Source organism: Metabacillus sp. 22489 (assembly GCF_052044855.1).
Lineage (GTDB): Bacteria > Bacillota > Bacilli > Bacillales > Bacillaceae > Metabacillus > Metabacillus niabensis.
Map to the genome: position 1 here is coordinate 40,368 of NZ_JBQENT010000030.1, position 21,548 is coordinate 61,915.

Below are 21,548 nucleotides of genomic sequence, written 5' to 3' on the forward strand. Positions count from 1 at the left end.
CCTCCTTGTTTTTCCTTTAATGGTATTAGATAGTTAACACTAGATTTGTTAAATTAAGCACCTTGTTCTTCTTTTTGATCTGCAACTGCTTTAGTAGCAAGAGCAAAGTTACGGATTGGAGCTTGAAGAACGCTAAGCAACATAGAAAGTAAGCCTTCGCGTGATGGAAGTTCAGCAAGAGCTTTCACTTCTTCAACAGTAGCAACATTACCTTCAATAACACCAGCTTTAATTTCAAGAGCTTCATGATTTTTCGCAAAGTCATTTAAAATTTTCGCTGGAGCTACAACATCTTCATTACTGAATGCAATTGCATTAGGTCCTGTTAACGCATCGTTTAAGCCAGTAAGTTCAACTTGTTCTACAGCACGACGAGTCATTGTATTTTTGTATACTTTGAACTCAATTCCTGCATCACGTAATTGCTTACGAAGTTCTGTTACCTCACCAACTGTTAATCCACGATAATCTACAACGATAGTAGATTTGCTTTCACGGAATTTAGCAGCGATATCTTCAACGATTTGTTTCTTTTGTTCGATAATTGCGCTCATTGTTACACCTCCTGTAGTTTCATATGACACTAGTACCGTTCGGTGATGACTGCACGAGAAAACCTCCACGATAGACATGGAGGTTTGTAAATACAACAACAAGCATATATGCTTTATTCGTAAATACACCTCGGTAGGAAATTAAGCTAATAATAGCACCTACTGTCTACGGTATAGCGATTATTTATTTAAACAACATTGATTATTATATAGAAACTACTAATCAAAGTCAATAGTTATTATTTTACAGCGAAGCTAGAAGCATCAACTTTTACTCCAGGTCCCATTGTAGAAGTAGCATTTACACTCTTCATGTAAGTACCTTTTGCAGCAGCTGGTTTCGCTTTTAATAATGTTTCATAAACTGTTGTAAAGTTTTCAACTAATTTGCTATCTTCAAATGAAACCTTACCGATAGGAACATGGATGATTCCCGCTTTATCTAAACGGTATTCAACTTTACCAGCTTTGATTTCATTAACAGCTTTTGTTACGTCAAATGTAACAGTTCCAGTTTTAGGGTTTGGCATTAAACCTTTTGGTCCTAATACGCGACCTAATTTACCAACTTCACCCATCATGTCAGGTGTAGCAACGATTACATCAAATTCAAACCAACCTTGTTGAATTTTATTGATATAATCAGCATCGCCTACATAGTCAGCACCTGCAGCTTCTGCTTCTTTTGCTTTTTCACCTTTTGCAAATACTAATACACGTTGAGTTTTACCAGTACCATTCGGTAGAACGACTGCTCCACGAATTTGTTGGTCAGCTTTCTTAGGGTCAACTCCTAAACGGAATGCCACTTCAACTGTTGCATCAAATTTTACGATGCTTGTTTTTTTAACTAATTCTACTGCTTCTTGAACAGAATAGAATTTTGAACGATCTACAAGCTTAGCAGCTTCTGCTAACTTTTTACCTTTTTTAGCCATTGTTTTTTCCTCCTTAGTGGTTTTAGCGGAATAACCTCCCACGAATAAAGGTTGCGAACTTGTTTTTAAGCAAACTCGCAACCCTAAAAAACATTCCTAAACTAACGAAACATTAGTCTTCGATAACAATACCCATACTACGAGCAGTACCTTCAACCATACGCATAGCAGATTCAACGCTTGCTGCGTTTAAATCAGGCATTTTTGTTTCAGCGATTTCACGTACCTTGTCACGTTTAACTGTCGCTACTTTATTACGGTTTGGTTCACCAGAACCTGACTCAATACCAGCTGCCTTCTTAAGAAGAACTGCAGCAGGAGGAGTTTTTGTAATAAATGTAAATGAACGGTCCTCGAATACTGTGATTTCTACTGGAATGATTAAACCAGCTTGATCAGCTGTACGTGCGTTAAACTCTTTACAGAATCCCATGATATTAACACCAGCTTGACCTAATGCAGGACCAACTGGTGGTGCTGGATTAGCTTTCGCTGCAGGAATTTGTAATTTTACAATTTTAATTACTTTTTTAGCCACGAGACACACCTCCTTAAGTCCGTGATGTGGTAATTGGGTTAAAACCCTCCCACTCATCTAAACCACTCTTGATAAGAATGGTAAAATCAGATATTCAGAAACTCATTTCGAGATTTGTTGAATACCATATTCGATTCAGAAATGAATTGTATTTCTGATCAGTTAAAAGCTTAATGACATCTCAGATTTCTGAGACATACTGACCTATGAAATTCTACCACTTTTAACTTTTGATTTCAAGTTTTTTTAGATTATAATTTACTTACCTGTGAAAAGTCCAGCTCAACAGGTGTTTCTCTTCCAAACATATTAACAAGCACTTTTAATTTATTTTTATCGTGATCAATTTCCTCAATGGATCCAGTGAAATTCGCAAAAGGTCCCTCTGTAACTTTTACAGTTTCGTTTAATTCAAAGTCAATCTCTACACGACGCTCATCCATACCCATTCGTTTTAAAATGAAATTCACTTCATCCGGAAGTAATGGAGTCGGCTTTGATCCGTGCCCCGCTGAACCAACAAACCCAGTAACACCTGGTGTATTTCGCACGACATACCAAGAGTCATCTGTCATTACAATCTCAACTAACACATAGCCTGGGAATACTTTCTTTTTCATTACCTTTTTCTTGCCATCTTTAATTTCTGTTTCTTCTTCTTCAGGAACAACAACTCGGAAGATTTTATCTTCCATTCCCATTGATTCAACACGCTTCTCAAGGTTTGCCTTTACCTTGTTTTCATAACCTGAATATGTGTGTACTACATACCAATTCTTTTCCATAGTTTCAGGACAACTTGTCCTTCCCTCCCCACAAATAATGTAGTTCAATCTCCTTGTGGTGTTCGATACCATTCCCTACTGATGAAAACATCATTCATTCCAGAACGGCATTCATATAGGATTAGCTCATTTGCAATCAAGATCCTCCCCTTGTTTATAGGGCATATCTAATTACAAGCTTTTAATGCAACATAACACCGAAGAATATTTCCTTTTTCTCTAAAGTTCATTTCAAGATGTTTCCCTTATAACCTAACTATTTAAAAACATATATACTAGTTTAAGTGGTTCTAATCCCTAGTTAGATAGAACGGCTGTTCAAAAATTTTTTTGAACAATGAAAAAACCCGTTTAACGGGTTTCGCAGACAAAGATTAATATTTCTATTATAGCACGATTTTCCATTAGTTATTCAAAATTAAACGAATTAATGAAGAAATTCCTAAATCAATTACTGCAAAGAAAACCGTAACAAATGCAACTGTAGTTACAACAGTTATTGTGTACTTAGTTAGTTCTTTACCTTTTGGCCAACTAACTTTTTTCATTTCGCGTGATACATTTTGAAAAAAATTAACTAAACGTTGCATGAATGTTACCTCCAGGAATAATAGGGAAACTTAGCAATTCATTCTTAAAGCACCTTGTCCAACACTAAGGTATGCAAAAATAAGATGTAAGAAATATAAGTACTATTTTGTTTCACGGTGGCTCGTATGCGAATTGCAAACCTTACAAAACTTCTTTATTTCTAATCGGTCATTTGAACTGACCGTATTTTTCATGGTAGTATAATTTCGACTTCCGCATGATGTACATGATAATGTTACTTTTTTCCGCACTTCCGTCACCTACTATTTGCGTATAGATTCTCTAAAAATGTAACATAGTGTCGTTTCTTCGTCAATAAACGATAAAACTTGAACGGAAGCATTATTTTCTCAAAATATCAATCGTAAGTACCTTTATAACTAAAGGCTAATTTCTCTAAGCTCTAAATAGCGCTCGAGTTTTCTTTTCACTCGTTGTAGCGCATTATCTATTGACTTAACATGTCTATTTAATTCTTCTGAAATTTCATGATAAGAACGGCCATCAAGATATAGCACGAGGACTTTACGTTCTAAATCACTTAACAGCTCTCCCATCTTCACTTCAATATCATCAAATTCCTCTTGGTTAATGATTAATTCCTCTGGGTCCATGACTTTTGCACCAGAAATAACATCCATCAACGTCCGATCAGATTCTTCATCATAAATAGGCTTGTCCAATGATACATATGAATTAAGAGGTATATGTTTTTGCCGAGTTGCTGTTTTAATTGCAGTTATTATCTGTCTCGTGATGCACAATTCCGCAAACGCTTTAAACGATGTGAGTTTATCCTCTTTGAAGTCACGAATCGCTTTGTATAAACCAATCATACCTTCTTGAACAATATCCTCTCGGTCAGCGCCTATTAAAAAATACGACCTAGCCTTTGCTCGTACAAAATTTCGATATTTTGAAATTAAATAGTCAAGTGCTTCACTTTGTCCATTATGTACGAGTTCAACCACTTGTTCATCTTCCAAAATCACAAACTCTTCTTTGTTGACCTTACCCTTGTTGATTGGTGAATTCAAGCCGATCCCCCCGACCGTACACAAGATAACAATATTATACAGTATATATTTTGAAAGCGTCAACCAACTATCAGTTACCCCTACGCCACTTTTCCAGCTTTTCCAAGACATCATCTGGTAAGAAAATTTTTGAAACTGGCTTTTTCTCCTCAATCTTCTTTACTTTATGCTGTATACGCCCTTCAATTGATTCCATTTCATTTAACAGCTCTCTCGCTGATTTCCGAAGCGCGCCTTGTCCAAAAATTGCCCATTGCTCTGTAAAATCCGAAGTAGCAACATGTACTTGAGTTTTTATGTTATTTAATGAGATAGCTAGCTTTTCTATACGTTCATCAGCAGTTTCATTTTCTCTAGTATAGATAACTTCTACACGATAATTTTTTTGTTTTTTTTCTATCCCTTTTACTTGATGGGCATCAAAAACAACAATGACTCGATAACCAGTGTATGCTTGATATTCAGCCATTTTTTCAATTAGACGATCTCTTGCTTCAGATAGATTACTTTTCTTCAGCTGCTGCAGGTCAGGCCATGCCCCAATGATGTTATATCCATCGACTAGTAGGATATCCATAAAAACTACTCCCCTAGTGGGTGTCGCTTTCGGTATACCTCATACATTAAAAGGCTAGCAGCCACCGATGCATTCAGTGATGTAACATGCCCAACCATAGGCATTTTAATGAGAAAGTCACATTTTTCCTTAATTAGTCTTCCAATTCCTTTGCCTTCACTTCCAATAATAAGTGCTAACGGCATTTTCCCATCTAGGTTTCGGTAGTCATCTGCTCCCTTAGCATCTGTTCCAACGATCCAAACGCCACGTTCCTTTAATTCCTCGATTGTTCTAGCTAAGTTCGTTACACGAGCAACTGGAATATATTCGATTGCACCAGTAGATGCTTTCGCAACTGTTGCTGTTAATCCCACTGATCTTCTTTTTGGGATAATAATACCATGCGCACCAACGGCATCAGCTGTTCTCATGATTGAGCCTAAATTATGTGGATCTTCTAATTCATCAAGAAGCAATATAAACGGTGCTTCTCCCTTTTTTTCCGCTGCTGCTAAAATATCGTCAACATGAACATATTCATACGCTGCAACCTGTGCTACAACGCCTTGATGATTTCCTTCAACCATTTGGTCAATCTTTTTTTTCGGGACAAAATTAATGGTAATGCCTCTTTCCTTTGCAAGCTTCGTTATTTGCTGAGCTTGTCCCTTTAATGAATTTTCAGCAACCCATATCTTATTAATATCTCTGGAGGATTTTAACACTTCTATAACAGGATTTCTCCCAATAATATAATCTTGTTCCATTAGCCCTCCTCCTTTCCTTATGCTTTAATGAATTGAAGAGCGAGTTGGATAATTTCTTCTAGACGTTGATGTCTTTTTTCTAAATATAGATATCCAATAAGCGCTTCAAAGGCAGTGCTATATCGGTATGTTTGGACATCGGTGTTTTTTGGTACTGTTCCTGACTTCGCATTTCTCCCGCGCCTAATGACCGCTTCCTCTTCTTCAGAAAATATGCCTTGTGTTGACAGATGATGTAAGATGCTAGCTTGAGCTTTAGCAGAAACATATTTTTTTGCTAAATTATGAAGCTGGTTTGGACGAACGTTCCCACTTGCAAGGAGATGATGCCTAACATAGATCTCATAAACAGCATCGCCAATATATGCTAAGGCTAAGCTATTTAATAGCTTTGAATCTTTAATTTGTTCTAAATCTAAAAACATTTAGTTCCTCTTTTCTTTTAAAGCCTTGACAAGCATATCGAACATTTCAGCAACTAATCAAGTGCCCGAAATGCTTGCCATTCAAGTATATGGACTTTAGTTTCTATTTCCTTTATACCCTAATGGAGCAAAAAGTAATCCATTACCCCCGCTTCCATCTTGTACCCTGTGGAGTATCTTCTAGGATAATGTTCATTTCCTTCAATTTTTCGCGAATTTCATCAGCTAATGCGAAGTTGCGATCCTTTCTCGCTTGAATTCGTTGATTAATTAATTCATCGATTTCGGCATCTAAAAGCTCTACCTGTGCAAATTTAACTCCTAGTACTTCTCCCAATTGGTCAAATACATCAAGAAATGTCTGTATCACCTTTTCAGAAGTATTTTGCTCCTCTAAATAGTAATTAGCATGTTTAGCTAAATCAAAAAGTACAGAGATGGCATTTGCTGTGTTAAAATCATCATCCATTTCTGTCTGGAATTGCGTTTGCGCTTCAGAGATTTTCTGTAACCAATCTTCATCATTATGTGTTAAATTATTACTGCTTTCTTTTCGATGTTGTAAGTTCATGTATGAAGTTTTTAATCGTTCAAACGCATTTTGTGTGCTCTCTAGCAATTCCTGCGAAAAATTAATTGGGTGTCGATAATGAACAGATAGCATAAAAAATCTTACAACTTGTGGATCAATCTCTTTAATAATGTCATGTACTAATACAAAATTCCCAAGTGATTTAGACATTTTTTCATTATTTATGTTGATATATCCATTATGCATCCAATACTTAGCAAATGGTTTTTCGTTAAGCGCCTCTGATTGAGCAATCTCATTTTCATGGTGTGGGAACGCTAAGTCTTGGCCACCAGCATGAATATCAATCGTATCACCTAAATATTTCTTCGCCATTGCTGAACATTCAATATGCCAACCTGGGCGCCCATTACCCCAAGGACTTTCCCACGAAATTTCTCCTTCTTTTGCAGCTTTCCAAAGGACAAAATCCAAAGCATCTTGTTTCTTTTCACCAACTTCGATTCGATTTCCTAAACGTAGCTCATCAATCGACTGATGTGATAGCTTTCCATATTCTTTAAATTCTCTCGTTTTATAGTAAACATCTCCACCCGCTTCGTAAGCATACCCTTTATCAATTAAAGCTTGGATGAAGTCGATAATAATATCGATACTTTCTGTAACACGTGGGTGAACTGTTGCCTGCTTGCAGCCTAGTACTGTAACATCCTCGAAATAGGCTTCAATAAACCGCTCTGCAATTGTTGGGACATCCTCCCCTAGCTCATTTGCAGCCTTTATTAATTTATCATCAACATCTGTAAAATTAGATACATAATTTACTTCATAACCACGATATTCTAAATACCGACGTACTGTATCATAGACGATTGCAGGTCTTGCATTTCCGATATGGATATAGTTATAGACAGTTGGGCCACATACATACATTTTTACCTTGCCTTGTTCAAGGGGTTCAAACGTTTCTTTTTGCCTCGTTAGCGTATTGTACAACTTTATTGTCATGTTCATTCTTTCCTTTCCTTAACTGTTGCACTTCAAACTTCAATCTCGATAACTCTGCCTCTAGCTCTTTAAAACGATCTGCCACTGGATCCGGCAAGTCACAATGATTTAAGTCTTGGTCGACTCTCCGGCCATTTTGCACCTTCACACGACCCGGAATTCCAACAACTGTTGAATGATCCGGAACATCCTTTAAAACAACTGAACCGGCTCCTATTTTAGAATAGGCACCTACAGTAATTGAGCCTAATACCTTGGCACCCGTTGCAATTAATGCATGGTCTTTAATAGTAGGATGCCTTTTCCCCTTTTCTTTACCTGTTCCACCTAATGTAACACCTTGAAACACTGTTACATCATCACCTATTTCACAAGTCTCTCCTATTACGACTCCCATGCCATGGTCGATAAAGAACCGGCGACCAATTTTTGCTGCGGGATGAATTTCAACTCCTGTAAAAAAGCGGCTAATTTGTGAAACTAGTCTTGCTAAAAAGTATAGTTTCCTTTTGTAAAATGCATGTGCAATTCGATGTGCCCAAATCGCATGTAAACCAGAATAAGTTAAAATAACTTCAAAATAACTTCTTGCTGCAGGGTCCTGATCAAATATTACATCGATATCTTCCTTCATCATTTTAAGCATTTATTTCCCTCCAATCACTTTGATCGTTTGGCTATACTTTTTTAACAAGGACTACTTTTATTAAGCTTTTTTAAGAATTTGCTCTGTTAAACATAGTTGTTGATTTTAAGCTTCAGGCATTCCTTTCTTTCACGGGCGGTCCGGGCTCCTTTAGCGCAACCTTGTGGGTCTCCCATTGACACGTTTTTCTAAGTAGAAGACTCATGCCCTCCACTCCAATCTAGAAAGTGCCATAAAAATCTACAATAACCTTTAACATGGCCTAAGAATTAAAAAAAGCGCCTCTGTATCAATATACAGAGACGCTTAAAGGGCGCGGTTCCACTCTGTTTAGGGACGAGCAGCACTCTTTTTGCTAGCCCATCACCTCAACTTTCACTCTTTAACGCAGAGCAACACGCTTTCCCTTACTAATCCAAATTCAAGACGTTTAGAAAAAGACTCAAAGGTGCATTTCAAGCATTACTTCACATAAACCTCTTTCAGCCAATGGAGGTTCTCTCTAATAAGGAAGTAAAACCCTACTCTCCTTTTCATCGCTTTACCTTATATGATTACCATTACTATATTACATTTTTCAAAAAAAGTTAACTAATAACATTTTTTAATCTTGAAATAACAGTCTCTTTTCCTAAAATAGCTATCGATTTTGGTAAATCTGGCCCATGTGTTTGACCTGTAATCGCAACACGAATTGGCATAAATAAATTCTTACCCTTTTGACCAGTCGCTTTTTGTACAGCCTTAATAGCAGCCTTTACATTTTCATCAGATAGCTTTTCTATGCCTTCCAATTCGCTCACAAATGCTTTTAATACTTCAGGAACCGTTTCTCCCTCAAGAACTGATTCTGCTTCTCTATTATAAGAAATCTCTTCTTTAAAGAACAATTCTGTTAAGCTTACAATTTCTGCCCCATAACTCATTTGTTCCTGATAAAGTGTAATTAATTGGTGAATTCTTTCCTTTTCTTCCTCACTCATGTTTTCAGATACTTTTCCTGATTTAACTAAATGAGGTAAAGCTAATCTAACAAGAGCCTCTTTATCTAATTGTTTAATATATTGATTATTCATCCAAGCAAGCTTTTGGGTATCGAACACAGCTGGTGATTTGGATAATCGTGCTGCATCGAAACGTTCAATAAGCTCAGCTTGACTAAATAGCTCCTCTTCACCACCAGGAGACCAGCCTAGTAAAGCAATGAAATTAAACAGCGCTTCTGGCAAATAGCCTAGCTCTTCATATTGCTCAATAAATTGAATAATGGACTCGTCGCGCTTACTTAATTTTTTCCGATTTTCATTTACAATAAGCGTCATATGTCCAAATACAGGTACTTCCCAACCAAATGCTTCGTAAATCATAATTTGCTTCGGTGTATTTGAAATATGATCCTCACCACGTAAGACGTGAGAAATCTTCATTAAGTGGTCATCTACTGCTACTGCGAAATTATAGGTTGGTGTTCCATCCTTCTTCACAATAACGAAATCGCCCATTCCCTCTGATTCAAATGCAATTTCACCTTTAACCATATCGTTAAAACGATATTCTTTGTTAGCAGGTACTCTGAACCGTATGCTGTATGGTAAACCTTTTGCTTCAAGCTCATCCTGCTCTTCCTTAGTTAAATGGGCATGCTTCCCGGAATATTGTGGTGTTTCACCGCGAGCCATTTGTTCTTCTCGTTCCTTCTCAAGCTCTTCTTCCGTACAATAGCATTTGTATGCTAAATCTTTTGCAAGTAGTTCCTCATAATATTTTTTATAAATATCATTTCTCTCCGATTGACGATATGGACCATATTCCCCGCCAATATCTACACTTTCATCCCAAGTGATTCCAAGCCAATTCATATACTTTAATTGACTTTGCTCTCCACCCTCAATGTTCCGCTTTTTATCAGTATCTTCAATTCGAACAATGAATTTTCCATTAAGATTTTTTGCAAATAAATAATTAAATAATGCCGTTCTTGCATTTCCAATATGTAAATGACCCGTTGGACTAGGTGCATAACGCACCCTTACTTCATTTGTCATGATTAAACCTCCACACGCTTTGGTTATAAGAGAATTTTCTCTATAAATAAATTCGCTTTATTAACAGACTTCATTTTATCACCAAATTATTCAATATACAAAACTCACTATTTCATTCTTAACAATAATTTAACTCTTTAGACTGTTAAACACTTTGAACCAAGACCGTTGTTAAAGAAGCGATCCCTTCCTGTCTTCCAGTAAACCCTAATTTTTCAGTGGTTGTCGCTTTCACATTCACCTGTGAAATATCTGCTTCAAGTAACTGTGCAATACGTTCTCTCATCTTTTCTATATGTGGTGCCATTTTTGGCTTCTGTGCAATTATTGTGCAATCAATGTTTCCTAGTTCATACCCTTTTGCTTTTACAAGAGACCAAACATGCGTTAGTAGCTTTGCTGAGTCTGCATCTTTAAATTTAGGATCTGTATCAGGAAAATGCTTGCCAATATCCCCTTCACCAATTGCCCCTAAGCAAGCATCAGCGACAGTATGTAATAAAACATCAGCATCTGAATGACCTAATAGTCCCTTCTCATATGGTATTTCAATCCCACCGATTATTAGCGGTCTACCTTCGACTAATTGATGTACGTCAAAACCTTGTCCAACTCTAATCATTATGTCCCTCTTTCCTCATTACTTATTTGTCTCTTTTTGACTATCAAGAATTGCATTTGCTAGCAATAAATCCTCTGGAGTCGTTAACTTAATATTCGTATAGTCTCCTAAAACGATAGAAACCTGCTTCCCAACCCGTTCAATTAAGCTGGCATCATCTGTTCCTAAGTAGTTATCTGTTGCTGCTTGTTGGTGTGCCTCTAAAATTAGAGATAACCGAAATGCCTGTGGTGTTTGAATTGACCATAAGCTTGATCTCTCGACTGTTTCAACAACCAAACCATTGTTTACTCGTTTAATCGTATCCTTAACAGGAACTGCTAACGTTGCTGCACCTGTAGGCACTGCCCCACTAATAAGCTGTTCAATCTGTTCATGTGATATAAATGGTCGTGCCCCATCATGTACAAGAATAAAATCACAAGAATCAACTGCTTGTAATCCGTTATATACACTTAATTGCCTTTCTGCTCCACCTGAAACTAAACGTTTTACTTTTTTGATTTCATATTGTTCAAGTAACTTAATAAATTCTTCACGCTCTTGTTCATTAATGACTAACACTATACCTGAACAATTTGGATGTGCTTCAAAAATCTTTAATGTATGAATAATAATGGGAGTACCTTTAAGCTCAATAAACTGCTTATTTTTCCCTGCATTCATTCGTTTCCCTTGTCCTGCAGCTGGAATAATTACTTGATAATTCATAGAGTTTCTCCTTCAATAATTCAGTATACCATCATCTTAAAAGATTCGCCTAAATATGTAAAACAGCCCATGAAACATTTGCTTGCATATGCTTCATGGGCTACTTGTTAAGTTTAATTTATGTTCTATCCTACATTATCCAATGTTATAATGCTTTTTCTAGCATTTTGGGTTTAGCAAAAATCATTCTTCCCGCTGATGTTTGAAGTACACTTGTGACAAGAACATCTATATGCTTACCGATATAATTTCGACCATCTTCAACTACAATCATTGTTCCATCATCTAAATAAGCAATTCCTTGATTATGTTCCTTACCATCTTTAATCACTTGTACATTCATTTCTTCCCCAGGTAAAACAACTGGTTTAACTGCATTGGCTAAATCATTAATATTAAGAACATGGACCTTCTGTAATTCACAAACCTTATTCAAATTAAAATCATTTGTTACTACAACACCAGAGGTAAGCTTTGCTAGCTTCACTAACTTACTGTCAACCTCTTGAATATCCTCGAAGTCACCTTCATAAATTTCAACATTAATTGCAAGTTCCTTTTGAATCCGATTTAAAATATCTAATCCTCTGCGTCCTCTATTACGCTTTAAAACATCTGAAGAATCCGCAATATGTTGAAGCTCTTCTAATACAAATTGAGGAATAACAATTGTTCCTTCTAAAAATCCTGTTTGACAAATATCCGCAATTCTACCATCAATAATGACACTTGTATCTAGAATTTTAAGCTTCTTCTCTTCTTGTTCTAGCTCTTCCTCAGTTGAGCCCTTTTTCTTTCCAATACGATTTGGCATTGAAAATAGGTTAATTAATTCGTCTCTTTTCTTAAAACCAATTTGGAAACCAAGATATCCGAGCAAAAGTGTTAAAAATATAGGAATAATTGTATTAAACAATTGATATTGTATTTCATTTAATGGAATTCCGATAAGAAAAGCAATTATAAGACCAAAGATTAATCCTAAGCTTCCAAATAAAACATCCGTAACAGGAGCCTTTACAACAGCCTCTTCTAACAACTTTATCCAATTCACGACGTAATCTACAATCCAAAAAGTTGCAACAAAAAATATAATTGCACCTAATACTGCTAAGGTATATGGCGTATTAATAAAAGGTATGTCCTGCATAGATAAAAGCTCTAGTAGTTTGGGCATAAGGAAGATCCCTAACATTCCACCCACACATAGAAATAACAGTTGTATTATGCGTTTAATTAACATACCTTCACCTCCTTTTTACGTTATATTTACTTTATCTTACTTCTTGTCTTTGTGAAATAAAAAATCAAAAATGTAAATAGATTGATACAATGCTGTAAACTATCAGAGTTTTGCACAGCATTCTAAAATTTTTGTCATTTTTTCTGTCAGTTTCGGTTTCGCTCCTTTTCTAAATAGAGGTTGATATACAGTGAGAAAAGAAACATTACTGAAAAAATGACTCTATATACTTAAAGTGATTTTAAAAAACAATTTTAATATACCCTAATTTGACGAATTTAAATCAAAAATGTTGCAAGTTTCATTAAAATTTCTTATATTTTACGATCTACTAAAAGTTGATCTTGCAATCTCTTTAATCCCTCTTTAATCTTTTTCGCCCTAACCTCACCAATACCTTCTACCTCATCTAACTGTTCTACGGATGCATGCAAAATAAGTTTCAAATTTTTAAAAGCTGTCACTAAATTTTCAATAATTATTGTCGGAAGTCTCGGAATCTTATTTAACATGCGATATCCTCGTGGCATGACAGGGCTCTCGACCGTTGTAAATGAAGAATAGCCAAGCAATTTAAATAAAACCGAATCCTCTATAAGTTCAAAGCTGGAAAGCTCCTGAAGTTGTTTTAGAATTTGATAGGCATCCGCTATTTTCTCATTCGAATAATCTTTAATTAATAATGCCGCTTCTTCCTCTAATCCAGAGAGCAATTCAGCTAATTGCAATCTTATGAGATGACCTTCTGCACCTAACTCATTTACATAATCGTTAATCTCATCCTTAATTCGAAAAACCATTTCAAAGCGATGCAATACAAGAATTACCTCTTTAAACGTAACAAGTTCTTCTAATTCTAATGCTCCTAATGTTGCAATTGATTGGTCTAACACTAACTTGTATTTTTCCAACGTTTGAATGGCCTGATTTGCCTTTGTTAAAATAACACCTATGTCTCTAAGAGCATACCTTAATTCACCATGATATAACGTGATAACGTTTCGTCTTTGCGAAATCGCAATCACTAGGTTACCAGTTTGCTTTGCCACTCTTTCTGCAGTCCGATGCCTCATACCGGTTTCAGAAGAATATATCGATGGATCGGGAACAAGCTGTGCATTTGCATAAACAATCCTATTCCCTGTATCACTTAATATAATAGCCCCATCCATTTTTGCTAATTCATACAAATGTGCCGATGAAAATGGACATTGGATAGAAAAGCCGCCATCAATAACCTCTTTCACTTTCTCATTATGTCCGACAACGATTAACCCACCGGTTTTTGCGCGAAGGACATTTTCAATTCCTTCTCTAATCGGTGTCCCTGGTGCAACAAATTGTAAAATTTCATTTAACGTTTTATCACCCGATTTATTCTCTTTATCTGACATTTATTATCCTCCTAATGTTTTCTGGAGGGCTTCAGCTACATTTTTTACGCCAATTATTTCGATATCATCTGGAGCATGCCAACCACCGATATTGGCAGACGGAATAATCGCCCTCTTGAATCCAAGCTTTGCAGCCTCAATGACTCTTTGTTCAATTCGAGATACCCTTCTAACTTCTCCTGTTAAACCAACTTCTCCGATGATAACATCCGTTGGTTTCGGCGGAGCATCCTTAAAGCTTGAGGCGATACTAACCGCAACTGCTAAGTCTATAGCAGGTTCGTCTAGCTTTACACCGCCAGCTACTTTTAAATAAGCATCTTGATTTTGTAATAGTAAGCCCACTCGTTTTTCCAAAACAGCCATTAATAAAGGAACACGGTTATGATCAATTCCTGTTGCCATACGTCTAGGATTTCCGAAGCTAGTCGGCGATATTAATGCTTGAATTTCTACAAGAACCGGTCTCGTACCTTCCATAGATGCTACGACTGTTGATCCCGCAGCTCCCTTTGACCTTTCCTCAAGAAAGATTTCTGATGGATTTAGAACTTCTTCTAATCCTGATTCCTTCATCTCAAAAATGCCCATTTCATTAGTTGATCCAAATCGATTTTTTACAGCTCGTAAAATTCGATATGTATGATGTCTTTCCCCTTCAAAGTAAAGAACGGTATCAACCATATGCTCTAATAATCGAGGTCCAGCTATGGATCCCTCTTTCGTAACATGACCAACGATAAAGATCGCAATTCCTTTTGTCTTTGCAATTCTCATTAATTCAGCTGTAGACTCTCTAACTTGAGAAACACTACCTGGGGCAGAGCTTATTTCACTATGGAATACCGTTTGAATAGAGTCAACGACAACAAATGTTGGATTCATTTCTTCAATTGCCTTGGAAATAAAGCTTAAATCTGTCTCTGATAATACGTATAGTTTATTAGATTTAACCCCTAGACGATCAGCCCTAAGTTTTGTTTGTTTGACTGATTCTTCCCCGGAAATATATAAAACATCATTTCCATTTTCAGCTAACTGGGATGATACTTGTAGTAATAAAGTGGATTTTCCAATACCGGGATCGCCACCGATTAATACGAGTGATCCCTTAACAATTCCACTTCCTAATACTCGATTAAATTCTTTTAGGTTCGTATATATTCTTGGTTCTTGAGTTGTTTCAATGTTGGTGATTGGGGAAGGTTTTTGTACAGTTTGCGATGAATGTGCAAACACTGCCTTACGAGGTGAAGCTGGTTTTAAGAGTTCCTCTGTCATTGTGTTCCATTCTTGACAGCCTGGACATTTCCCCATCCATTTAGGGGATTCATATCCGCATGATTGACATATATATTTTAATTTTGTTTTTGCCATAAATGTGTTCCTCTCTTAATAGATTAGCCATTAGACTAGCTAATTATGATACATATCTTCATTATATAGAAAGGAGATTAAAATAGGAGAGTTCTTTTCGTTTGAGAACAAGAAACTATAAAGAAAGGAGGCACACATTTTTCAGTATGCCTCACATGTTCCATTTGTTTACTGCTATTTTACTTCTTCTTTTTCAGCCGTTTTAACGACAAATTCACCATTTTCAACATCTAAAATAATCTTTTGACCTTTATCAATTGTACCTTTTAACAGCTCTTCAGATAAACGATCCTCAACATTTTTTTGGATTGAGCGACGTAGTGGTCTTGCACCGTATTCAAGGTCAATTCCTTCATCAGCAATTTTCTCTTTAGCTGCATCCGTTAATTCCAACGTTAAATCTTGTTCCTTTAGACGCTTTGTAAGCTGGTCAGACATAAGAGAAACAATTTCTTTTAGATGTTTTTTCTCTAATGAGTGGAAGACGATGATTTCATCAATTCTGTTTATAAACTCTGGTCTGAACGCACGTTTAAGCTCGTTCATTACTTTATCTTTCATATCCTTGTAATTTTGTGTTTCGTCTTGGACGTTAAAGCCAACATATTTATTTCGTTTTAATTCACTTGCTCCAACGTTAGACGTCATAATTAAAATTGTATTTCTAAAATCAACCGTACGACCTTTAGAGTCAGTTAATCTTCCATCTTCTAATACTTGCAACAAGATATTAAATACATCTGGATGTGCTTTCTCAATCTCATCAAGAAGTACAACAGAATAAGGTTTTCTTCTAACCTTTTCAGTTAGCTGACCACCTTCATCATATCCAACATATCCAGGAGGTGAACCAACTAAACGGGATGTAGAATGTTTCTCCATATACTCTGACATATCGATGCGAATCATTGCATCCTCATCACCAAAAATCGATTCAGCTAATGCTCTTGCAAGCTCTGTTTTCCCAACACCAGTTGGCCCTAAGAAAATGAAAGAACCAATCGGGCGTTTCGGATCCTTTAACCCAGCACGAGCACGTCTCACAGCTTTAGCAACAGCAACTACTGCTTCATCTTGACCAATAACTCTCGAATGTAAAAGGTTTTCCATATTCAAAAGCTTATCTGTTTCTGTTTGTGCTAAACGAGATACTGGGACACCAGTCCAGCTTGATACAACCATCGCAATATCTTCTACTGTTACTTCTGTATTTTCTTGACCTTGTTTTTCTTTCCATGTTTTTTTCGTTTCTTCTAGCTGTTCACGTAAACGTTGCTCAGTGTCACGTAAGGAAGCCGCCTTTTCAAATTCTTGACTTTGAACTGAAGCATCCTTCTCTTTACGGATTTCCTCAAGCTTTTGCTCAAGCTCTTTTAAATTTGGTGGTGTTGTGAAAGAGCGTAACCGAACTTTTGAGCCCGCCTCATCAATTAAATCAATTGCTTTATCTGGCAAGAAGCGATCAGATATATAACGATCTGACAATTTAACTGCAGCATCAATTGCTTCATCTGTAATTGAAACTCGATGATGTGCTTCATATCTATCACGTAAGCCTTTTAAGATTTTAATACTTTCTTCAATTGTTGGTTCATCCACTTGAATAGGTTGGAATCTTCTTTCAAGTGCAGCATCTTTTTCAATGTATTTTCGATATTCATCAAGTGTTGTAGCACCGATACATTGCAATTCACCTCGTGCTAATGAAGGCTTTAAAATATTTGACGCATCGATAGCACCCTCAGCACCGCCTGCACCAATTAACGTGTGTAATTCATCGATAAACAAAATGATGTTTCCTGCTTGACGAATTTCATCCATTACTTTTTTAAGTCTATCCTCGAATTCACCACGATATTTCGTACCAGCTACAACTGTACCCATATCAAGAGTCATAACCCGTTTATCTCTTAATATTTCCGGAACCTCATTTTGAACAATTTGCTGTGCTAATCCTTCAGCAATAGCTGTTTTACCTACACCAGGCTCCCCGATTAATACTGGGTTGTTTTTTGTCCGTCTGCTTAACACTTCAATAACGCGTTGAATTTCTTTACTACGACCAATAACAGGATCTAGACTTCCTTCTCTAGCTATCGCCGTTAAATCACGAGCTAAACTATCAAGCGTTGGCGTATTCGCACTAGCCATGCTTCCACCTTGATGATTAGATGATGTTTCATTGCTGCCTAGCAATTGAAGGACTTGTTGTCTCGCTTTATTAAGGCTTACACCTAGGTTGTTTAATACTCTTGCTGCAACACCTTCGCCTTCACGAATAAGCCCTAATAAAATATGCTCAGTCCCTACATACGAATGACCTAATTTTCTCGCTTCGTCCATTGATAGTTCTATTACCTTTTTTGCTCTAGGTGTATAGTGAATTGTTTGTGATACATCCTGACCTCTGCCAATTAATCCTTCGACTTCTTTTTGGATTTTCTCTGGTCCAAGGCCTAAAGCGATTAAAGCTTTTGCCGCAATTCCTTCACCTTCACTCACAAGTCCTAGTAAAATATGTTCCGTTCCGATATTATTATGACCTAAACGAACTGCTTCCTCTTGTGCTAAAGCAAGTACCTTTTGTGCGCGCTCTGTAAATCTTCCAAACATCATGACTATTCATCCTCCATCCGTTTGTTTCGTTCCATTTCTAGATTTAAACGCTCCCTAATTAAAGCAGATCGCCGTACATCTCTTTCTTCTGGTCGTAATGGGCCACCAAAGTATTGCTGTAAGAAACCAGGTTGTGTTAATATCATTAACTCGTTAAGCATGTTTCGCGATACATCTTTAATTATTCCTAAATCAATACCTAATCTAACATCTGAAAGACATTTTGCAGTTTCATTAGATTCGATTATACGACTATATGCCAATGTACCAAAGGAACGATATACCCTATCCTCAAGTTGGGTCTGTGAGGAATTATACAATGCTTCTCTCGTACTTCTTTCCTGTGTTATTAACTGTTGGACTACACTAATGAGATCCTCTACAATGTCTTTCTCAGATTTACCTAATGTTATTTGATTAGAAATCTGGAATAGGTTCCCGATTGCTTCACTACCCTCACCATAAATACCTCTTACAACTAAGCCTAGTTGATTTATTGCTGGGATTATTCGGTTAATTTTTTGCGTAAGGACTAAAGCCGGTAAATGCATCATAACAGAAGCACGCAATCCAGTCCCAACATTTGTTGGACAACTAGTTAAATACCCTAGTTTTTCATCAAAAGCATAATCAACCTCTTTTTCAATCCAATCATCTAATTTATTCGCCATTTCCAACGCTTCAGTTAACTGAAATCCTGGGAATAAGCATTGAATTCTGATATGGTCTTCTTCATTAATCATGATGCTTACTTCTTCATTTTCAGATAATAAGCAACCTCCATAGGAAGAGTTTTCTGCTAGATTCGGACTTATTAAATGCTTTTCAACCAATACTCGCTTTTGAATCGGTTGCATCTCATTCATCTTTATTAGCTCTAATTGACCAATATGTTCGAATCCTTTACTTGAATACGTTGTTTCAAAAAACGTTAAAATATTCTGCAGCTCTTCATTTGTTGAAATGGTCGGAAATTTATACATATCAATATTTCTAGCTAAACGAATTCGGCTACTAAGGACAATATCTGAGTCTGGACCATCTTTCATCCATGCACTAACTGCCCTATTCGTAAATTTCTGGAGTGACATCACAATCCCTCCTTATTGCTTAACTTTTTTTCCAGTGATTTTATTTCATCTCTTACTTCTGCTGCTTTTTCAAATTCCTCTTGAAGGATATATTCATTAATTTTACTTTTTAAAATTTCGATTTGTTTTCGAATATGAAGGTCGCCACCAATACGCTTAGGGATTTTACCCGCATGCACTGTATTCCCACCATGTACACGTTTAAGGATTGGTGTTATATAGTTTTTAAAGGTCGGGTAGCAATTGGAACAACCGAATCGACCAACCTTTTTAAATTGTTGAAGAGTCATTTTACATTGTTCACAGTGTGGTTGATCATTCGAATGAAAAACATTATTTTCTTGCTTAACCTTTCCTGTTTCCATATTTAGAAGACCTGTAAGCAAATTATTTAACGAAAAACCAGCGCTACCATTAAACATAAAGAGATCACTGTTTCCTTGAGCACAATGCTCACACATATGAACCTGGGTTTTTTCACCATTAATCACTTTTGTAAAGTGAAACGTAGCCGGTCTTTCATTACATTCCTGGCATATCATCCGTCTCCCCTACTTTCTACTTATATTTCAACGAGGTTAACATTGCCTTTACCATTCTTGCCCTCAATTCATCTCGATGCGGTAAATCTATATACAGAACTGAGCGATCAATAACACTTAACATTAGCTTTGCTTCCCTTTCAGATATAACTTCCTCACTAACGAGTCTACCGATAATATCTTCTGCAGCTGCTTGTGAAAGGCGGTGATTTATCAAGTGGAGAATTTGGTCTAGAAGATGTGCTTGATTATTTGCTTGAACTTTAATAATCCGAATATAGCCTCCTCCACCACGTTTACTTTCAACAACATAGCCTCTTTCGATTGTAAATCTTGTATTAATTACATAGTTTATCTGTGAAGGTACACATTGAAATTTATCCGCAATTTCACTACGTTTAATTTCAACTATTTCTTTCCCACTATTATCCAAAACATGTTTTAAGTATTGTTCAATAATGTCCGAAATATTTCTCACTCTACCTCCCCCTCACTGACTTTGACTATATTTGACTTTAATCTTACTATAAAACGAACAGAAAAATTTTTCAACTTTTCTGTTTCACTTTAAATATTGCCAAAATTACCTTATGTAAAACCCATTAGTATATTTTTTCTATTTCAGGATTTTCGACAATAATTCTTTCTATTACATGTTGTTCAATTGTTGGCATATTTACATCTATTGTATAGTTTAAAGTAACCAAACCCTCACTATTTTTATGACATTCCGTCAACATAACTTTTGTGATTTTTAAATTATATGTATTTAGTTTTTTAATTACCTGATCTACTTTGCCTTTATTAGATTTTATAACAACCTTTATTTTTCTTCTTAACTTTTTACTATTCATATACTTCTCAAGACGATTTAAAAAGATTAAACACATTAAAACCATAATAGTCGTAAAAAGTGCGGCCCCATACATTCCAGCTCCAATAACTAAACCTAAACCTGCTACAATCCAAATAGATGCAGCTGTAGTTAGTCCCCTCACAGTCGCACCTTTTACTAAAATTGTTCCACCACCTAAAAATCCTATTCCACTTATAACATATGATGGAATTCTTGCCGGATCAAATCGAATATTCCCGTTACTTTCAATATATTCATTAAATCCATATAATGATAAAATCATCATTAAGCAAGAGCCCATACCTACCAGGAGATGTGTACGAAACCCTGCAGGATGATTATTAAATTCTCTTTCCAAACCAATAACTCCACATAAAAACGTTGCAACAATTATTCGAAAGAATATTGTATATGTCTCTTGGCTAAATAACTCAATATAATTCACTATTCATTCTCCTATTATAAGATCATCCAAACATTCTTTTTTATAAATTTGAATTTTTGTTTTACTATATTTATTAATACAGCTTCTAAAAAAGACCAGAATCTTTACGAGGCCACTGAAAAACTTACGTTTTTTAATTTTATTTCAAGATCGTAAACGAAAAAGGCGACTATCCGTTCATTTTTTGGACGGATAGTCGCCTTTCTTTATAGACTTTTTCACTTTA

Annotated in this window: 23 protein-coding genes and 1 other annotated feature; all 23 genes read right to left on the bottom strand. The window is 36.2% G+C overall.

Features of this window, described 5'->3' with window-relative positions:
• Positions 1-53 precede the first annotated feature (53 nt).
• Positions 54-554, bottom strand: a complete 501-nt coding sequence (rplJ, locus tag ACTJJ9_RS16885; protein ID WP_095301345.1) for a 50S ribosomal protein L10 — start codon at positions 552-554, stop codon at positions 54-56.
• Between the two features lie 47 nt (positions 555-601).
• Positions 602-744: a sequence feature (ribosomal protein L10 leader region), on the bottom strand.
• A gap of 49 nt (positions 745-793) precedes the next feature.
• A complete protein-coding gene (gene rplA / locus ACTJJ9_RS16890) occupies positions 794-1,492 on the bottom strand; it encodes a 50S ribosomal protein L1 (protein ID WP_095301344.1) in 699 nt (232 codons plus the stop codon).
• A gap of 112 nt (positions 1,493-1,604) precedes the next feature.
• The gene (gene rplK / locus ACTJJ9_RS16895) at positions 1,605-2,030 is read right to left on the bottom strand and encodes a 50S ribosomal protein L11 (RefSeq protein ID WP_026561207.1); all 426 of its coding nucleotides are present in this window, start codon (positions 2,028-2,030) and stop codon (positions 1,605-1,607) included.
• A 251-nt stretch (positions 2,031-2,281) separates the two neighbouring features.
• Positions 2,282-2,815 (bottom strand): transcription termination/antitermination protein NusG, encoded by a 534-nt coding sequence (nusG, locus tag ACTJJ9_RS16900; protein WP_095301342.1) that lies wholly within the window; start codon positions 2,813-2,815, stop codon positions 2,282-2,284.
• Positions 2,816-3,219: 404 nt separating this feature from the next.
• The gene (gene secE / locus ACTJJ9_RS16905; RefSeq protein WP_095301341.1) at positions 3,220-3,405 is read right to left on the bottom strand and encodes a preprotein translocase subunit SecE; all 186 of its coding nucleotides are present in this window, start codon (positions 3,403-3,405) and stop codon (positions 3,220-3,222) included.
• Between the two features lie 102 nt (positions 3,406-3,507).
• A complete protein-coding gene (gene rpmG, locus ACTJJ9_RS16910) occupies positions 3,508-3,657 on the bottom strand; it encodes a 50S ribosomal protein L33 (protein WP_095301340.1) in 150 nt (49 codons plus the stop codon).
• Between the two features lie 129 nt (positions 3,658-3,786).
• The gene (gene sigH, locus ACTJJ9_RS16915) at positions 3,787-4,443 is read right to left on the bottom strand and encodes an RNA polymerase sporulation sigma factor SigH (protein ID WP_095301339.1); all 657 of its coding nucleotides are present in this window, start codon (positions 4,441-4,443) and stop codon (positions 3,787-3,789) included.
• A gap of 70 nt (positions 4,444-4,513) precedes the next feature.
• Positions 4,514-5,020: an NYN domain-containing protein gene (locus tag ACTJJ9_RS16920; RefSeq protein WP_095301338.1), complete on the bottom strand. Its 507-nt coding sequence runs from the start codon at positions 5,018-5,020 to the stop codon at positions 4,514-4,516.
• 5 nt (positions 5,021-5,025) lie between these two features.
• On the bottom strand, positions 5,026-5,769 hold the full coding sequence (gene rlmB / locus ACTJJ9_RS16925; protein ID WP_095301337.1) for a 23S rRNA (guanosine(2251)-2'-O)-methyltransferase RlmB: 744 nt from the start codon (positions 5,767-5,769) through the stop codon (positions 5,026-5,028).
• 17 nt (positions 5,770-5,786) lie between these two features.
• Entirely contained in the window at positions 5,787-6,194 is a 408-nt protein-coding gene (locus tag ACTJJ9_RS16930; RefSeq protein WP_095301336.1) for a Mini-ribonuclease 3, read from the bottom strand.
• Between the two features lie 142 nt (positions 6,195-6,336).
• A complete protein-coding gene (gene cysS, locus ACTJJ9_RS16935; RefSeq protein ID WP_145582377.1) occupies positions 6,337-7,734 on the bottom strand; it encodes a cysteine--tRNA ligase in 1,398 nt (465 codons plus the stop codon).
• Complete coding sequence (cysE, locus tag ACTJJ9_RS16940) at positions 7,685-8,380, bottom strand: serine O-acetyltransferase (RefSeq protein ID WP_095301334.1); 696 nt, start codon at positions 8,378-8,380, stop codon at positions 7,685-7,687. The genes cysS and cysE overlap by 50 nt, the downstream gene beginning before the upstream one ends.
• Positions 8,381-8,967: 587 nt before the next feature.
• Complete coding sequence (gene gltX, locus ACTJJ9_RS16945; RefSeq protein WP_145582378.1) at positions 8,968-10,425, bottom strand: glutamate--tRNA ligase; 1,458 nt, start codon at positions 10,423-10,425, stop codon at positions 8,968-8,970.
• A gap of 145 nt (positions 10,426-10,570) precedes the next feature.
• A complete protein-coding gene (gene ispF, locus ACTJJ9_RS16950) occupies positions 10,571-11,047 on the bottom strand; it encodes a 2-C-methyl-D-erythritol 2,4-cyclodiphosphate synthase (RefSeq protein ID WP_145582379.1) in 477 nt (158 codons plus the stop codon).
• Positions 11,048-11,065: 18 nt separating this feature from the next.
• Positions 11,066-11,758 carry a 2-C-methyl-D-erythritol 4-phosphate cytidylyltransferase gene (gene ispD, locus ACTJJ9_RS16955; protein WP_145582380.1) on the bottom strand — a complete coding sequence of 231 codons (693 nt, stop codon included), beginning with the start codon at positions 11,756-11,758 and terminating at the stop codon, positions 11,066-11,068.
• Between the two features lie 145 nt (positions 11,759-11,903).
• Positions 11,904-13,001: a PIN/TRAM domain-containing protein gene (locus tag ACTJJ9_RS16960; RefSeq protein WP_145582381.1), complete on the bottom strand. Its 1,098-nt coding sequence runs from the start codon at positions 12,999-13,001 to the stop codon at positions 11,904-11,906.
• A gap of 314 nt (positions 13,002-13,315) precedes the next feature.
• Complete coding sequence (gene disA, locus ACTJJ9_RS16965) at positions 13,316-14,395, bottom strand: DNA integrity scanning diadenylate cyclase DisA (protein ID WP_095301329.1); 1,080 nt, start codon at positions 14,393-14,395, stop codon at positions 13,316-13,318.
• Between the two features lie 3 nt (positions 14,396-14,398).
• Entirely contained in the window at positions 14,399-15,772 is a 1,374-nt protein-coding gene (radA, locus tag ACTJJ9_RS16970) for a DNA repair protein RadA (protein WP_095301328.1), read from the bottom strand.
• 174 nt (positions 15,773-15,946) lie between these two features.
• Positions 15,947-18,388 (bottom strand): ATP-dependent protease ATP-binding subunit ClpC, encoded by a 2,442-nt coding sequence (gene clpC, locus ACTJJ9_RS16975; RefSeq protein WP_095301327.1) that lies wholly within the window; start codon positions 18,386-18,388, stop codon positions 15,947-15,949.
• 2 nt (positions 18,389-18,390) lie between these two features.
• Positions 18,391-19,479 (bottom strand): protein arginine kinase, encoded by a 1,089-nt coding sequence (locus tag ACTJJ9_RS16980; RefSeq protein WP_095301326.1) that lies wholly within the window; start codon positions 19,477-19,479, stop codon positions 18,391-18,393.
• Positions 19,479-20,021 carry a UvrB/UvrC motif-containing protein gene (locus tag ACTJJ9_RS16985; protein ID WP_145582382.1) on the bottom strand — a complete coding sequence of 181 codons (543 nt, stop codon included), beginning with the start codon at positions 20,019-20,021 and terminating at the stop codon, positions 19,479-19,481. The genes ACTJJ9_RS16980 and ACTJJ9_RS16985 overlap by 1 nt, the downstream gene beginning before the upstream one ends.
• A gap of 16 nt (positions 20,022-20,037) precedes the next feature.
• Positions 20,038-20,499 carry a CtsR family transcriptional regulator gene (locus ACTJJ9_RS16990; RefSeq protein WP_095301324.1) on the bottom strand — a complete coding sequence of 154 codons (462 nt, stop codon included), beginning with the start codon at positions 20,497-20,499 and terminating at the stop codon, positions 20,038-20,040.
• Positions 20,500-20,623: 124 nt separating this feature from the next.
• Entirely contained in the window at positions 20,624-21,322 is a 699-nt protein-coding gene (locus ACTJJ9_RS16995; RefSeq protein ID WP_255451914.1) for an MgtC/SapB family protein, read from the bottom strand.
• Between the last annotated feature and the right edge of the window lie 226 nt (positions 21,323-21,548).

Excerpts from the sequence above, each read along its gene's own strand:
- rplJ (WP_095301345.1), bottom strand. The coding sequence starts at position 554 with ATGAGCGCAATTATCGAACAAAAGAAACAAATCGTTGAAGATATCGCT.
- rplA (WP_095301344.1), bottom strand. The coding sequence starts at position 1,492 with ATGGCTAAAAAAGGTAAAAAGTTAGCAGAAGCTGCTAAGCTTGTAGAT.
- nusG (WP_095301342.1), bottom strand. The coding sequence starts at position 2,815 with ATGGAAAAGAATTGGTATGTAGTACACACATATTCAGGTTATGAAAAC.
- secE (WP_095301341.1), bottom strand. The coding sequence starts at position 3,405 with ATGCAACGTTTAGTTAATTTTTTTCAAAATGTATCACGCGAAATGAAA.
- ACTJJ9_RS16920 (WP_095301338.1), bottom strand. The coding sequence starts at position 5,020 with ATGGATATCCTACTAGTCGATGGATATAACATCATTGGGGCATGGCCT.
- rlmB (WP_095301337.1), bottom strand. The coding sequence starts at position 5,769 with ATGGAACAAGATTATATTATTGGGAGAAATCCTGTTATAGAAGTGTTA.
- ACTJJ9_RS16930 (WP_095301336.1), bottom strand. The coding sequence starts at position 6,194 with ATGTTTTTAGATTTAGAACAAATTAAAGATTCAAAGCTATTAAATAGC.
- cysS (WP_145582377.1), bottom strand. The coding sequence starts at position 7,734 with ATGACAATAAAGTTGTACAATACGCTAACGAGGCAAAAAGAAACGTTT.
- cysE (WP_095301334.1), bottom strand. The coding sequence starts at position 8,380 with ATGCTTAAAATGATGAAGGAAGATATCGATGTAATATTTGATCAGGAC.
- gltX (WP_145582378.1), bottom strand. The coding sequence starts at position 10,425 with ATGACAAATGAAGTAAGGGTGCGTTATGCACCTAGTCCAACGGGTCAT.
- ispF (WP_145582379.1), bottom strand. The coding sequence starts at position 11,047 with ATGATTAGAGTTGGACAAGGTTTTGACGTACATCAATTAGTCGAAGGT.
- ispD (WP_145582380.1), bottom strand. The coding sequence starts at position 11,758 with ATGAATTATCAAGTAATTATTCCAGCTGCAGGACAAGGGAAACGAATG.
- ACTJJ9_RS16960 (WP_145582381.1), bottom strand. The coding sequence starts at position 13,001 with ATGTTAATTAAACGCATAATACAACTGTTATTTCTATGTGTGGGTGGA.
- disA (WP_095301329.1), bottom strand. The coding sequence starts at position 14,395 with ATGTCAGATAAAGAGAATAAATCGGGTGATAAAACGTTAAATGAAATT.
- radA (WP_095301328.1), bottom strand. The coding sequence starts at position 15,772 with ATGGCAAAAACAAAATTAAAATATATATGTCAATCATGCGGATATGAA.
- clpC (WP_095301327.1), bottom strand. The coding sequence starts at position 18,388 with ATGATGTTTGGAAGATTTACAGAGCGCGCACAAAAGGTACTTGCTTTA.
- ACTJJ9_RS16980 (WP_095301326.1), bottom strand. The coding sequence starts at position 19,479 with ATGTCACTCCAGAAATTTACGAATAGGGCAGTTAGTGCATGGATGAAA.
- ACTJJ9_RS16985 (WP_145582382.1), bottom strand. The coding sequence starts at position 20,021 with ATGATATGCCAGGAATGTAATGAAAGACCGGCTACGTTTCACTTTACA.